10 protein-coding genes are annotated in these 14,361 nt (G+C 70.4%); 5 read left to right on the top strand and 5 right to left on the bottom strand.

The window, feature by feature from the left end; translation table 11 throughout:
- The first annotated feature begins 45 nt into the window (after nt 1-45).
- Nucleotides 46-981 carry a DUF6183 family protein gene (locus ABZ833_RS10305; RefSeq protein WP_361043782.1) on the top strand — a complete coding sequence of 312 codons (936 nt, stop codon included), beginning with the start codon at nt 46-48 and terminating at the stop codon, nt 979-981.
- Nucleotides 982-1,077: 96 nt separating this feature from the next.
- Here ABZ833_RS10305 and ABZ833_RS10300 read toward each other — a convergent pair whose 3' ends face one another.
- Nucleotides 1,078-3,285 (bottom strand): family 16 glycoside hydrolase, encoded by a 2,208-nt coding sequence (locus ABZ833_RS10300; RefSeq protein WP_361043779.1) that lies wholly within the window; start codon nt 3,283-3,285, stop codon nt 1,078-1,080.
- Nucleotides 3,282-5,696 carry a ThuA domain-containing protein gene (locus ABZ833_RS10295; protein WP_361044758.1) on the bottom strand — a complete coding sequence of 805 codons (2,415 nt, stop codon included), beginning with the start codon at nt 5,694-5,696 and terminating at the stop codon, nt 3,282-3,284. The genes ABZ833_RS10300 and ABZ833_RS10295 overlap by 4 nt, the downstream gene beginning before the upstream one ends.
- Nucleotides 5,697-6,052: 356 nt before the next feature.
- On the opposite strand from ABZ833_RS10295, the gene ABZ833_RS10290 reads away from it, so the two are divergent.
- Entirely contained in the window at nt 6,053-7,120 is a 1,068-nt protein-coding gene (locus ABZ833_RS10290) for a multicopper oxidase domain-containing protein (RefSeq protein ID WP_361043777.1), read from the top strand.
- Here the strand turns inward: ABZ833_RS10290 and ABZ833_RS10285 are convergent.
- Both ABZ833_RS10285 and ABZ833_RS10280 read right to left on the bottom strand, forming a co-directional pair.
- Complete coding sequence (locus ABZ833_RS10285; protein WP_361043774.1) at nt 7,117-8,673, bottom strand: HEAT repeat domain-containing protein; 1,557 nt, start codon at nt 8,671-8,673, stop codon at nt 7,117-7,119. The genes ABZ833_RS10290 and ABZ833_RS10285 overlap by 4 nt on opposite strands.
- Nucleotides 8,674-8,755: 82 nt before the next feature.
- Nucleotides 8,756-9,715 carry a hypothetical protein gene (locus ABZ833_RS10280; RefSeq protein WP_361043771.1) on the bottom strand — a complete coding sequence of 320 codons (960 nt, stop codon included), beginning with the start codon at nt 9,713-9,715 and terminating at the stop codon, nt 8,756-8,758.
- A 161-nt stretch (nt 9,716-9,876) separates the two neighbouring features.
- On the opposite strand from ABZ833_RS10280, the gene ABZ833_RS10275 reads away from it, so the two are divergent.
- The 3 genes from ABZ833_RS10275 (at nt 9,877) to ABZ833_RS10265 (ending at nt 13,038) form a co-directional block, all read left to right on the top strand.
- Nucleotides 9,877-11,484 carry a GMC family oxidoreductase N-terminal domain-containing protein gene (locus ABZ833_RS10275; RefSeq protein WP_361043768.1) on the top strand — a complete coding sequence of 536 codons (1,608 nt, stop codon included), beginning with the start codon at nt 9,877-9,879 and terminating at the stop codon, nt 11,482-11,484.
- Between the two features lie 84 nt (nt 11,485-11,568).
- Nucleotides 11,569-12,588 carry a LacI family DNA-binding transcriptional regulator gene (locus ABZ833_RS10270; RefSeq protein ID WP_361043766.1) on the top strand — a complete coding sequence of 340 codons (1,020 nt, stop codon included), beginning with the start codon at nt 11,569-11,571 and terminating at the stop codon, nt 12,586-12,588.
- Between the two features lie 207 nt (nt 12,589-12,795).
- Nucleotides 12,796-13,038: a chaplin gene (locus ABZ833_RS10265; protein ID WP_361043763.1), complete on the top strand. Its 243-nt coding sequence runs from the start codon at nt 12,796-12,798 to the stop codon at nt 13,036-13,038.
- Nucleotides 13,039-13,128: 90 nt separating this feature from the next.
- Here the strand turns inward: ABZ833_RS10265 and ABZ833_RS10260 are convergent, their stop codons facing one another.
- Entirely contained in the window at nt 13,129-14,355 is a 1,227-nt protein-coding gene (locus ABZ833_RS10260) for a glycoside hydrolase family 64 protein (RefSeq protein ID WP_361043760.1), read from the bottom strand.
- Between the last annotated feature and the right edge of the window lie 6 nt (nt 14,356-14,361).

Here is a 14,361-nt window from a genome sequence, read left to right as displayed (position 1 = left end):
CGCCGAGGGACATCCGGTGACCGCACCGGCTCGTAGGCTCCCGGTGTGAGCGATGACCAGGCGGCCCTGCCCGACCCCGCGGAGCTGAAGAGTCTTGCCGCATCCCGTCCGGATCAACTGCGGGGAATCGCCGCAGCGTTGGCCAAGGGGCGGCGGCTCCCGGAGCTTGAACCGCTCTTCGCCGAGCCGCCTCGGAGCGTCGATGACCCGGAGGCCGAGCTGCGGGCCTGCTTGCTGGGCGAACTGGCACTGATGGGAGTCTCCTGGCGCGGGTGGCCGGGGACGGAGGCGTACGCGGAGCGGCTGCGGGAGCTGGGGCACCCACTGTCCTGGCTGCCGGCGGCGCGGCTCGACCTGGAGCACCGCTTCGGGGTGCGGGTCCGGGGCGCAGGGCCGGTGAAGTCGGCCGGGCAGTTGCGGGCGCGCTTCCCCGAGATCCCGGCCACGCAGGGCGGCGCGGCGGCCGGGCGCACGGCGCGGGAGGTGCGGGACGCGGAGCGTGCCCGGGAGGCCGCGGGAGCGTTCACCGCAGGGGGCTGGGCGCGCGAACCCGAAGCGCGGTTCTTCACGCTGCCGGGGCTGCTGGACGACGACGACTTCGGCATGGCCTTTCTCCAGGGGCTGCCGCTGGACTGCCTGGCCGGGGAGATGGGGCGGGGCGGGGCCCTGGCCTGTCTGACGGCGGCGGACGACGTGGCGAACGCGCTGTACTCGGCTTCGTTCGACGGAGGTGTCGACGGGCGTCCCCAGCACGGGGCCTACGCACGTCTCCACGCCTGGCGCGGGCTGTACGCGCTGCTCGGCTTGCCCGCCGCCACGCCGTTTCTCGACGCCGTGCGGTACGCGGCCGACTGCCGGTGGCTGCGCTTCATGGCGTTCACGCGGTGGTTCCACCACGACACGGCCGATGTGGGCCTCGCGGTGCTCGATCCCTCCCGGACGCGGGTGGCGGTGCTCGCGGCCACCGATACCGCCGGCTGAACCGTCCCTCTCGCCACCGACAACGGCCCCCGCTCCCCGGATCGGGGTGCGGGGGCCGAAGAAGGGCCGATCGGAGCAGGGGTGATCAGGGGGTGACTACAGCTCCTTGACCCTGATGTCCCGGTACGAGATCACGTCCGTGACCCCGTGGACCTGCACCCCGACATAGCCGGACGAGTACCGCCGTCCGTCCGTGCCCGGGTCGTCCCCACGCGGCGGCGTGAACTCCTGACCGCCCGTGTTGTCGAACTCGTTGATCAGGACGCCGTTGCGGTAGATCGAGTAGTGCTGGTCCACCACCCGGATCTCGTAGTCGTTCCACGTGCCCTTCGGGGTGACGCCGGCGCCGGCGAGACCCACCCGGTCGAAGCCGTAGACCGACCCCGTCTTGTACATGTCGCCGTCAGGCCTGTCGAGCGCCTGGATCTCGTGCCCGTACTTGATGGCGACCCACTCCGGACGAGACTCCTCCGGGTGGTCGTGGACCTGCGGGAAGCGCACGAAGACACCGCCGTTGGCGTTGCCGTTGCCCGGCGCGTCGTCCCGCCACTGGAGCTTCAGCGAGAAGTCGCCGAACTTGCGCTGCGGGAACCACAGCATGCCCATGCCCTCGACGGTGGTGCTGCTGGTGATCGAACCGTCCGCGTTCAGGCCGAACTTGCCGCCGCCCACCTGCTCCCACTTGTTCAGGGAGGCCTGGGTGCCGTCGAAGATCTTGCTGTAGCCCTCGGTCTGGCCGGGCTTGCCGATGCCGGACTGCTTGGCGGCCTTGTTGATCTTGTTGTACTCGCGCTGGTCGATCTCACCGGCCTTCAGGAGCTTGTCCGTGACGCTCTTGACGTGCTTCAGGAAGAGCGCGTGCGAGGTCCACTCCTTCTCGTCCTCGATCATCTCGTTGATGCGGCACCGGTTGTTGGTGACCCGGTTCGGGATGCCCGTGTCGATCGTGCCGACGATGACCGTCAACCGCTCGTCGTACTCCGCGCAGTTGGGGGACGGGACCCCGCCGCCCTCCGCGACGGTGAACGAGACGTCCTTGGCCGCCGAGGTGTTGCCCGCCTTGTCGCTCGCGCGGTACGCCACCGTGTGCCGGCCCACGCGGTCGACGACGACCGGGTCGGCGTAGGCGAGATACGGACCGCCGTCGAGGGAGTACTCGACCTTGTCGACACCGGAGTCGGCGTCGGTCGCGGTGACGCTCACCTTCGCCTTGCCGACGTACGCGCCGTCCGAGTTCTTGTCGCCCTCGACCTTCGCGGTGGTCTCCGGCGGCGTCTTGTCCTCGACCGGCGGCGTGACCACGGTGAACTCGACGGCCTTCTCGGCCGCCTGGTTGCCCGCCTTGTCGGACGCGCGGTAGCGGATCTTGTGCGCGCCCGCCGCGTGGACCATGACCGGCGCGGTGTACGCCGTCCACTCGCCGCCGTCGCCGACCGCGTACTCGATCTTGTTGACGCCGGAACCGGTGTCGGACGCCGTCACGGTGACGGTCGCCATCCCGATGTACTCGCCCTTGTCGTTCTTCTCGCCGGTCACCGTGGCCGAGGTCTCCGGGGGCGTCTTGTCGTCGGTGTCCGGCGCGACCACCGTGAAGTCGACGGCTTTCTCCGCCGCCACGTTGCCCGCCTTGTCGCTCGCGCGATAGCGGATCTTGTGGGTGCCGACCTGGTCGACGACCACGGGCGCGGTGTACGGCTGCCAGGCGCCGTCCGCCCCGACCGCGTACTCCGTCTTGTCGACGCCCGAACCCGCGTCGGTCGCCGTCACCGCGACGGTGGCGGAACCGACGTACGCGCCATCGGAGTTGGTCTGCCCCTCGACCTTCGCGGCGGTCTCGGGAGCGGTGGTGTCCTCGCCGCCGCCCTCGGTCACCACGAGGATGCCCTGCATCGAGCCGTGGCCGGGGATCGTGCAGTGGTAGCGGTAACGGCCCGGCGAGAGGGTGACCTCCGCCGTGTGCTTGCCGCCCTGGTCGTCGTTCGGGTTGGCCAGGATGTTCAGCGGTACGTCGTTGTTGTACTCGGGGTCGGAGACGTCGAACGTCAGCGTGTGCGGCATGCCGGTGTCGTTGCCGGTCGCCTCACTGTTCTCGAAGACGATCGTCGTGGCGCCCGCGACCGCCGTGGCGGGCGCGGATGCGTACTTGTCGATCGCGTTGTTCGCCGTCCAGGTCAGCGTCTGTGCCGCCGCCCGGCCCGGGTTGTCGGGCTGGCTCGCCGCCGTCGACGTCAGGCCGAGCACCATCAGGAGCGACGCGAAGAGCGCCGTCCAGAGTCTTCGCTTGCGCACCGCGGGTATCGTCATCCCGCCCTCCTTGCCAGGTCCTTGGCGGCCGGTGTGGCCTCGCCGCCGGAGTAAGTGACGCGCCACAGCGCCGACTTGGAGTCCGAGGTGAAGAACCCGCGGCCGTAGTCGAGGACGTACAGCGACCCGTCGGGGGCGAACTTCCAGTCCATGAGGTTCTTGATGCCGTCGTTGCCGATCGGGATGATCTTCTTCAGGGACTCGGCATGCGTGGGCAGACCGCCGCTGCCGACCGTCTTCGGGTCCATGATCACCGCGTGCCGTGGCTGGTCGGCGTCGTAGAAGTCACCGACGAACCACTTGCCGTCCCAGTACGAAGGCCACTTGTCCGCACTGGTGTTGGCCGCGTCGAAGCGGTACACCGGGCCGTTCATCGTGGCCTGGCCGCCGCCCTTGAGCCACGGCAGGAGCGTCTTCTGCTCAGCCGTCTTGTAGCTCGGGACGCCGTTCGCGTCGCGCGGGTAGTCGACGCCGCCGCCCTGCGGCGAGTACCAGATGTTGTTCGGCTCGGCCGGCGGGATGTTCACCAGGCCGTCGTTGTTGGGCGACTCGTTCTTGAGCTTCTTGCAGTCGTACCAGCCGAGCGGCTTCGTCGGGTCCGGCAGATTGCGGTCGCGGTAGGGCTGGTTGTTGCCCATGCAGTACGGCCAGCCGCGGTTGGAGGCGTGGGTGATCGCGGCGAACGTGTCGTACTTCGCCGGGCCCCACGTCGTCGACGGCTCACCGGCGTCAGGCCCGACCCAGCCCGCGTAGAGGGTGTCGGTCTTCTTGTCGACGGAGATGCGCGCCGGGTTCCTGACGCCCATCACATAGATCTCGCCGCGCGTCTTGCCGCCGCCCTCGTCCGGCTCCTTGCCGGTGAAGAGGTTGCCGTCGGGGAGCGTGTACGTCCCGTCGGCCTCCGGGTGGATGCGCAGGATCTTGCCGTTGAGGTTGTTGGTGTTGCCCGCGGTGCGGCGCGCGTCCGCGAAGGAGACGCCCTTGAAGTTGGGCTGCGGGTTGTTGCCCGAGTAACCGTTGCTGAAGCCCGAGGAGTTGTTGTCACCGGTCGCGATGTAGAGATTGCCCTTGGAGTCCCAGGCCATCCCGCCGCCCGCGTGGCAGCAACTGTGGATCTGGACCGGCCACTTGAGCAGGACCTTCTCGCTCGCGAGGTCCAGCTTGTTCGTGGTCTGGTCGAGCGTGAAGCGCGAGACGTAGCGCTCGGCCATGTGCGTCTCGCGGTTGATCTTCGAGTGGGGTGTGTAGTGCAGGTACACCCACCCGTTCTCCTCGAACTTCGGGTCCAGCTCGATGCCGAGCAGGCCCTCTTCGACCTTGATCAGCTCATCGCCGCCGCCCTTGTTGCCGAAGATGGTGAGCGCTCCGGCGAGCGTCGACTTCTTCGTCTTGGGGTCGTAGACGTGGATCTCGCCCTTGCCCTTGCCGATGTCCGGGTTGTTCCAGTCGGTGATGACCGGCTGCGAGGAGTCGGCGCCGCCGCGGCCGATGTAGAAGATCCGTCCGTCGGGCGCGGTGACCAGGCCGTGCGGCTCGCCGATCTGGTCGTTCTGGCCCGGCTGGTTGGCCTGGGTCAGGCGCTGCGCCTTGTAGTTGGCGGTGATGGTCGACTTGCAGTCGGCGCGCGAGATGCGGGTCGTCCAGTTCAGGGCGCCGCGCAGGTGCTGGCGGAAGTCGGTCTCGTCGTACGAGGCCGCCGTGCCGCCCATCCCGGTGTAGAAGGCGCGTCCGCCGTCGTAGTCACGGCACCAGGAGATCGGGTGGTCCGCGCCGTTCTTGCTCTCGCCCGGCTGGTACGTCGACTCGCGCACGCGGGCCACGGTGTGGACCTCGCCGGACGGGTTCTTGGTCCAGTTCAGCCACTGGTCGGGGCGCTTCCACTGGAGGGGAAGGTCCTTGGTGGCCGGATTCTCCCGGTCGCCGACCTCGACGGTGGCGCGCTGCACGTTCGTCGGGCTGGAGTCGGCCGGGCGAGCGCCGATCAGACCGGTGAACCAGGTCGAGTACGGCTCGGCGCGGGCCGCGTCATGGATGCCGAGGAAGCCGCCGCCCGCCTCCATATAGGCCTCGAGCCCCGCTTCCTGCTCGGGGTCGAGGACGTCGCCGCCGCCGGTCAGGAAGGCGACGGCGTTGAACTTGCCGAGCTTGGCCTCGTTCGTGAAGACCGCAGGGTCGTCGGTCGCCTCGATCTTGAACCGCTGGGCGGCCGGGCCTGATTGGCCGATCTTCTCGATGGCCTCGATTCCGGCGTTCACGACCGGTGACTCGTCACCGCCCGCGGCCGACCCGTGGAAGACAAGGACGCGCACGTTCGCCTGGCCGGGCGGCGACGGCAGGGACATCGTTGTCAACGGTGGCGTGGGATAGGGCCGCGCGGTGGCGGCCTGTGTGGAGAGCGCGCCGGTGACCATGGCTCCGGAGAGCAGGGCGGCGGCCCAGGCGCGGCGCGAGCCGACCCGGTTCCGGTTCTGGTTCTGGTTCGGGTTCTTGTCCTGGCGGTTCGGTCTGCGTCTGACTCTGCTCAACCCTCGTACAGCCAAGGGCTCTTGATGCGGTGTGAGCCGCATGAGTACACCCACCCCTCGTCGGTCACAGCAACAGGCGCGGATGAAGCTAGACCTCTTTTCGCCACTCGCCAATAGGTAAGACCGGAATACCGCGAACTTTGTCCTGCGTGTGGATAAACGAAGATCCCCCCAGTACCGTGTGGCCGTCTCGGGGGCCACCTGCGCCCCGTCAGTCTCCGTACCGCAGTGGGGAGTTCGGCATGGACCGACGCAGCTTCAACCGGCGGATGCTCGTGGGTGGGGTGGCCGCGACGGCCGGGGTGACATCGTTGTCGCTGGCCGCCGCGCCCGAGGCGAGCACAGCCGAAGGGCCGAAGACGGCGCCGGCCGGCGGCGAGGTGCGCCGCATCAAGATGTACGCCGAGAAGCTGGCGGACGGGCAGATGGGCTACGGCCTGGAGAAGGGCAAGGCGTCCATCCCCGGCCCGCTCATCGAGCTGAACGAGGGCGACACCCTGCACATCGAGTTCGAGAACACCATGGACGTCGACGCAAGCCTGCACGTCCACGGCATGGACTACGAGATATCCAGCGACGGCACCAGACACACCAAGAGCCACGTCGAGCCGGGCGGCAAGCGGACCTACACCTGGCGCACGCATGCGCCGGGCCGCCGCAAGGACGGCACCTGGCGGCCGGGCACGGCGGGCTACTGGCACTACCACGACCACGTCGTCGGCACCGATCACGGGACGGGCGGCGTGCGCAAGGGGCTCTACGGGGCGCTGATCGTGCGCCGCAAGGGCGATCTGCTGCCGGACAAGACCTTCACGATCGTCTTCAACGACATGACGATCAACAACAAGGCGGGTCACGACAGCCCCAACTTCGAGGCCACGGTGGGTGATCGGGTCGAGTTCGTCTCGATCACGCACGGCGAGTACTACCACACGTTCCACGTCCACGGTCACCGCTGGGCCGACAACCGCACGGGCCTCCTGACCGGCCCCGACGACCCGAGCCAGATCCTCGACGACAAGATCACCGGGCCCGGCGACTCGTTCGGCTTCCAGGTCATCGCGGGGGAGGGGGTGGGCGCGGGCGCCTGGATGTACCACTGCCATGTGCAGAGCCACTCCGACATGGGGATGGCGGGGCTCTTCCTGGTGAAGAAGGCGGACGGCACGATCCCGGACTACGAGCCGCATCATGCTTCCGGGGCCGCGAAGAAGTCCGCGGACTCAGGCGGGTCGAAGGAGTCGAAGGAGTCCAAGGAGCCGGGAGCTGACGGGGAGCCCGAGGCGTCCGGCCACGAGGGGCACGGCTAAAGGTCGTTCAGGGTCTCCAGGAGGGCGGCGAGCAACTCCGCCCGGTCGTCCGCGTTCGGGAACTCGACGGCCACGTCCCGCTCGGCCCAGCCCGTGGCGCGCAGTGCTTCGAGGCGTTCGATGAGCGCCTTGCGCACGGAGCGCGAGGGCAGGACGAATCCGGAGCCGAGGGGCACGTTCAGGAGCCCCGACAGCAACTGCCAGTGCGCGTCCGGGGATTCGAGCGCGAACAGCAGCCGGTCGTACGCGTCCGGGGCGCCCCGTCGCAGGGCGTCGGCGATGCTGTGCGCGCGGATCTCCGGGTCGGGCGAGTCCGCCTGGCGGGCCAGCGCGTCGGCGGCGATGCCCGCGTGGTGTTCCTCGCCGCACTTGAGCCACCTCAGTGCGATGGCGGCGTGCCGCCGGACATCGGTCTCGGGGTCGTGCTCCAGGAGGCCGACGAGACCTTCGACGGCACGGCCCTCCACGGGGGATCCCGTCACGATCGGGTCGAGACTCTCGGCGGCACCGGCGCGGACGACGGGGTCCGGGTGACGCAGCCCGTCCAGGAAGAGGCCAAGGGGCGGGTCCTCCAGGGGGAACGGCACGTGAAGGTGGCTGTAGCAGGCCAGGATCTGGCTCAGGAGGAAGGAGTCCTGACCGCCGTGTGACTCTGATCCTCCCTGCTCTTCATGCTCTCCCGGCTTCCCCTGTTCGCCTGGCTTCTCCGGATTCCCCTGTTCGCTCTGGGCGACGAGGCGGTCGAGTGTGTCGCGCACCCGGTCACGCCGGACGACCTCACGGAAGAGGATCTTGGCCAGGGTCTCCGTGCCCAGCGTCACCAAGTCCCGCTCCCCGCTCGTGCACAGGGCCAGCGCCTCGTCGGCGCGCAGGCCCGCACGCGCGCGGTCCGTCCAGTCCTCCACCGCCGGTATCCGTGTCAACGGGACCAGGATCTCGGTCCGTTCGTCACTTCCCGGGGCGTGGGGCAGGGCCTTCTTGAGCGCCGCGCGCATCTCGGCGCGGACCTGTTCCGCCTCGTCGTCCGGCACCGGTGTGTTCCTGCGCATCGCGAGGGAGGCCACGATGACCGCGACGTCGAAGGCCAGCTCGCGCACGAAGCTGTCCGGCCGGCCGACGCCGGCGATCCCCTCCGCCGTCCAGCCCCTGTCGCGCAGGTCGGGGAGGCGCGCTCGCAACTCGTCGCGCAGGTCGCCGTCGACGTCCCGCACGGCAGGGCCGCCGCCGAGCTCCTCCGTCAGCTCGGTCCACGCGCGCACGAGGCCTTCGGGGTCGTCCAGGTGCAGCGCGAAGACGCGCTCCGTGCGCTCGCGCACCGTCGGGTCGCGGCGCAGCACGGCGGCGAGGCTCTCCACCACGGTCGAGGAGAACTCCTCGGTCCACGGTTCGCGCTCCACGGCCCGCGTCAGCTCGCGCAGCGCCCACTCGAGGTCGCCGGTCGCGGCGGCGGAGACCGCCGCCTTCCGCCGGACCTCCGCGTCCGGATCCCGCAGCTCGGCGGTCAGCTTCTCCTGAAGTTCCGCCTGCTTGCGCGCTCTGCGCTTCTCGAACATCCCGACAGCCTAGGCGCCGTGCCCAGGAGGCCGGATGCGGGTCAGGCCACCGGGGGTGACCTGGGGCTTTCCCGTCGTCGCGTCACACGCCGGGCACGCTGATGTCCAGGACCGTCCAGGCGGTGTACGGCTCCTCCTGTACGTAGATGCGCGGGCCGCGGCTGACCGTCCTGCGGGCCCGGAGCGGACCGCCGTCGGCCCCGACGAGCCGGCCGGAGGCGTACGGCCGGACCTCCAGGTGCCCGATCTCGGCGTCCACGAGCCGGTCACGGTCGTCTCCGTACCCGCCGAGGAAGGTGACCCGCCCCTCGTGCACGGCAAGCGCGGTCGCTCCCTCCAGGCCGTTGGCGCGCTGCCGCACCGCCCGGCCGGGGCGGACCTCCAGGAGGGTGAAGTCGCTGTAGGCGCAGACCCAGACGGCCTCGTCGGTCACGTTGAGCGCATAGCAGTCGTAGATCTCACTCGCGCCCTCCTCCGCCTCGTACGTCCACAGCGGATCGCCCTCGGCGCTCCAGCACCGCAGGCCCGGATGGCTGAGCTCGTCGTCGCCGAAGACCCCTTCGTCGAAGTGGCCGACCCACAACCGGCCCGCCTGATCGGCCAGAAGATCCTCTATGGCGTCCCCGACGCGGAAGGACCACGACTCGCGCCCGAGCGCGTCGAAGACCTGCACATGCTGCTCGGACCTGCGGCTGCGGCCGTCCGCCACGACGAAGCCCCCGTCGGGCAGCGCGTCGATCCGCGGATGCCGTGCCCGCACGGCGTTCAGCTCCGTCGTGTGGTCCCGGCCGTCGGCGTCGACGGTGACGACCACCGCGTCGTACGGCTTCATTGCGCCACGTCCGGGGCGCGGCTCGCGCGCGGCGAGAAGCCAGTGGGCCTGTCCGAAGGCGTCGACGGTGCTGTGCGCGATGTGGCGGTCGTGGTGGCGGCGCGGCAGACGTGCGTACGGGGTGAGCGGTGTGTTCTGCGTCCCCGGTTGCGGGTGGGGCGGTGCGGTCGGCTGCGTTCCGTGCTCGGCATCGGCCTTTCTGGTCGTCATGTGGAGATCTTGTAGGACACGCCGTTCCAGGCGCCATCCCTTTACCCAGAGGTCCACGTTGGGTGTACTCCTTGTACGGCTCATCCACGCGTCTCCTCCACGCGCCACACCCGTACGTCCCCTGTGAGCACCTCCGCGAACTGCCATTCAAGGGAGCAGAGTTGAGCAAGGACAGCGTGTACGACTACGTCATCGTCGGTGCCGGTTCCGCGGGATGCGTCCTCGCCGCCCGGCTCTCCGAGGATCCCGCGATACGGGTGGCGCTCGTCGAGTCGGGGCCACGCGACCGGAAGCCCGAGATCCGCATCCCGGCGGCCTTCCCGAAGCTGTTCAAGACGCCTTACGACTGGGACTACTCCACCGTGAAGCAGACCGCGCTCGACGGCCGTGAACTGTACTGGCCGCGCGGTCACACGCTGGGCGGATCATCCTCGATCAACGCCATGATGTGGGTGCGCGGCCACCGCGACGACTACGACGCCTGGGGCGAGGCCGCGGGGCCCGAGTGGTCCTACGACGCCTTCGAGCGCTACTTCCGGCGCGCGGAGCGGTGGACGGGCGGGGCGGCCGGGGCGGGCGCGGCAGGCAAGGACAGCGTCTACGGAAGCGACGGGCCGCTCTGGATCTCCCCGCCCCGCGCACTCAACCCGACCACCACCGCGTTCCTCGACGCCTGCCGCGACGCGGGCCTGCGCGAGCTGACGGAGCTGAACGAGCCCGACCACGGAGGCTTCGCGCTCACCCCGGTCAACCAGCGCCGCGGCCGCCGCTGGAGCGCCGCCGACGGCTATCTGAAACCCGCGAGGCGCCGCCGCAACCTGCACGTCCTCACCGAAGCCCGTGTCCGCAGGCTGGAGTTCGACGGGACGCGCGTGGCGGGCGTCATCGCCGACGGCGTGCCCGGGAAGCTGATAGCGCGCCGCGAGGTGATCCTCAGCGCGGGTGCCATCGGCTCCCCGCAGCTCCTCCAGGCCTCCGGCGTCGGCGACCCGGACGACCTGTCGAAGGCGGGCATCGAGCCACGCGTCGAGTCGCCGGGCGTGGGCCGCCACCTCCAGGACCATCTCGCCTACGCACTCACCATGACCTGCCCGCGGCCCATCACGCTGACCGGCGCGGACTCCCTCGCCAACGTCGGCCGCTTCCTGCTCGGCGGGCACGGACCGCTCACGTCCAACGTCGCCGAGGCTGTCGCCTTCATCAAGACCCGGCCCGAACTCACCGCTCCCGACATCGAGTTGATCTACGCACCTGTCCCCTTCGTCAACCACGGCCTCACCCCGCCGACCGAACACGGCATCACCATCGGCGTGGTGCTGCTCCAGCCGGAGAGCGAGGGCCGGATCACGCCGAGGGGCCCGGGGGTGGGCTCCGCGCCCCTCATCGACCCCGGCTATCTGACGGCGGAGGCCGACATCCGCACCCTGGTCGCCGGGGTGCGCCGCGCCGAGGAACTCCTCGCGGGCCCCGCTCTCTCCCCGTACGCATCGGACCCGCTGGCACCGCATCCGGGCACGGTCGACGACGCGAGCCTGGCCCGGACGATCCGCGGGGCGTCCGAGACGCTCTACCACCCGGTCGGCACCTGCCGGATGGGCAGCGACGAGGCCTCGGTCACCGATCCGGCGCTGCGGGTGCGAGGCGTGACGGCGCTGCGGGTCGTGGACGCCTCGGTCATGCCGCGGATCACGCGGGGCCACACGCACGCTCCCACGGTGGCCCTCGCGGAGAAGGCGGCCGAGCTGATCAGGGCGGACGCGCGGAGGTGAAGCGGGCGGGGGAAATCTCCCCGCCCTGCCCGCCGGTCGTATCCTGACCGGCGCACACCCGCAAGCTGCCCCGAGGAGCCCCACGTGACCGAGCCGCCGAGCGCCGCCCCGCGCCCCACCCTGGAGGCCGTGGCCGCGCGGGCCGGAGTCTCCCGGGCCACGGTGTCCCGCGTCGTCAACGGCGACGTGGGCGTACGCGAGGTGCTCGCCGAGAAGGTCAGGCAGGCGGTCGACGAGCTCGGCTACGTGCCGAACCGCGCCGCCCGCAGTCTGGTGACCCGCCGCCACGACGCGGTCGCCGTGGTGATCGCCGAACCGGAGACGCGGGTGTTCGCCGACCCGTTCTTCGCCCGTCAACTCCGGGGCATCAGCAAGGAGTTGACGTCGCGTGACGTCCAGCTGGTGCTGCTCCTGACGGAGGGCCGTGACGACCACGAGCGGGTCGGCCGCTATCTGGCGGGTGGCCATGTGGACGGCGCCCTCGTCTTCTCGCTGCACCTGGACGATCCGCTGCCCGGCATCATTCAGGGTGCGGGCGTGCCGACGGTGTTCGGCGGCCGTCCGGGGTGGCCGGAGGGGACGGTGACATCTCCGTACGTCGACTGCGACAACCGCGGCGGTGCGCGGGACGCGGTGCGCCACCTGGTCTCGCTGGGCCGCACCCGCATCGCGCACATCACCGGCGCGCTCGACCAGACGTCGGCGGTGGACCGCCTCGACGGCTTCCGCGACGTCCTGCCGGAGGCGGGGGAGAGGTTCGTCGCGCAGGGCGACTTCACCCCGGCGGGCGGCGAGCGCGCGATGCGCGAGCTCCTGGACCGCGTCCCCGAGGTGGACGCGGTCTTCGCCGGCAACGACCTGTCGGCACTGGGGGCCCTTCGGGTGCTCCGCGAGCGGGGGAAGCGGGTGCCGGACGACGTCGCGGTGGTGGGCTTCGACGACATGCTGCCGGTCGCCGAGCAGGTGGACCCGCCGCTGACGACGGTGCGTCAGGACATCGAGGAGATGGGCCGGCTGATGGCGAGGATGCTGCTGGCGCGGGGCGAGCTGCCGACGGAGAGCGTGGTCCTGCCGACGGAGCTGGTGCGGAGGGAGTCGGCGTAGGGGGCCGTGCCTTCCCGGTCCCGGTCCCTGCCCGGCGGCCCCGAGCCCAGGGACACGGGGCTCCAGGGGGCTCCAGGGGGCTCCCCAGGGGGCCGATAATCCCACGATCGGGTGCCCTCGTTACCCCGCACGGTCCACCGGCGTTTTTGCCGCGTCGCGCCCGGGTGAGGCTCGCTTCAGCACTTCCCCTCATCCGGAGGTAACACCATGCGCAAGTGCGCGATCCTGGCAGCAGCGGCCTTCGCCGCGGTCACCGTCATCGGCGGGGCCGGCTCCGCCGTCGCCGACCCCGGCCCCGGCGCCTACGCCGAGGGCACGGCTCAGAACTCGCCGGGCGTCCTCAGCGGCAACGTCCTGCAGGTTCCCGTCGACGTTCCCATCAACGCCTGCGGCAACACCCTGAACGTCGTCGGCCTCCTCAACCCGGCCGCGGGCAACAACTGCCAGTAGGACCCCGGACCGGACACCGCCCCGTCGCGACCAGCGCGCGACGGGGCGGTGTGCGTGGTGGGAACGTGCGGGAGGCCCCCGCCGGGGCCGCTAGGCCCCGACACTCACCGTGAACCGCCGCGGATTCCCGTCGTGCGCGGCACCGGACACATCGGGCTCCCCGTCCGGCCGGACGTCGTCGTACGGGAAGGCGTATCCGATGGGCGAGTTCGCGTGCACGACCCGGGCCCAGTGGTTGGTCACGTCACCCTTGTAGTAGTCCCCGGCGCCAGCCCCGTTCGGCTGCTCCGCGTGCGTCAGCATGATGCTCCGGTTGAAGCCCGCCGCGAGCCGCGCCAGCAGGCCCTTCTTGTCGTCGGAGTCGCCGGGGTTGTTGGTGAAGGGGCCGTGGTTGCAGGTGAAGATGTCCTTCGAGGTCGGCTTCGAGAACGTGTGCCCGCCGTTGAACGTCAGCGTGTCGCCGCTCACCCGGCCCGTGAACACACCCCGGCCGCCCTGCAGGTCGATCTTCAGGTCGGTGCTCCGGTACTTCTCCCACGCCTGGTCGATGTAGCTGTTCCACACGTCCCGGAACGGCATCTCGTTCGGGCGGTCGAAGTACGGGGCCATGAGGTTTTGCGGCGAGATGACGCGCAGTACGTCGCCGTCGTCGCCGCGGATCACCAGATCACCCCAGGGCTGCCCGTCCTTCTCCCCCTGGGCGGCGAGGTCGGAGGCGATCTTGTCGACGGCGCCGTCCGGCAGCGGGGCCACCGTGTGCGTGGCGTCCCCCTCCAGGGTCAGGCCGATGGGGAGGGCCGTGACGAGGTCCACGTAGCTGATGTTGGCGTACAACTGCGAGCTGTTGAAGGTGAATTCACAGAACGACCAGGTGCGCCCGTAGTTGGCGTCCTCCTTGGTCGCGAACGCGGGCTCGACCAGCGAAGGACCCGGGTTGAGGAAGAAGTCCAGCTTGTCGTCCCGTACGAAGTAGACGCGGGCGCCGAACATTTGAGGAAGCGTCAGGACCTTCGGCGCGGATCCCGCCGCGCCGAGCGGGATCGCGCAGTCGACGGGCAGCGGGGTCTGCGGGGCCGACGGCGAATCGGGGCGGTAGACGCCGCCGTCCGGCTTCAGCAGGACCCAGCGGTCGGTGCCCTGCTCGTGTCCGGTGACGTAGGCGTGCACCTGGCCGGGCAACGACTTGTTCTGGAGGGCGAGTTCACAGGTCGCGGGTGCTGCCTTGGCGCCGGGGCTGAGGGCGCTTCCCCAGACGGGGTAGGTGAGGGCTCCGGCGGCACCGGCGGCAGTGGACAGGAACACTCGACGCGATATCACGGAAGG

The sequence above is a fragment of the Streptomyces sp. NPDC047525 genome (genome assembly GCF_040643025.1).
GTDB classification, from domain to species: domain Bacteria; phylum Actinomycetota; class Actinomycetes; order Streptomycetales; family Streptomycetaceae; genus Streptomyces; species Streptomyces durmitorensis.
This window is presented reverse-complemented; position numbering and strand designations above follow the sequence as displayed.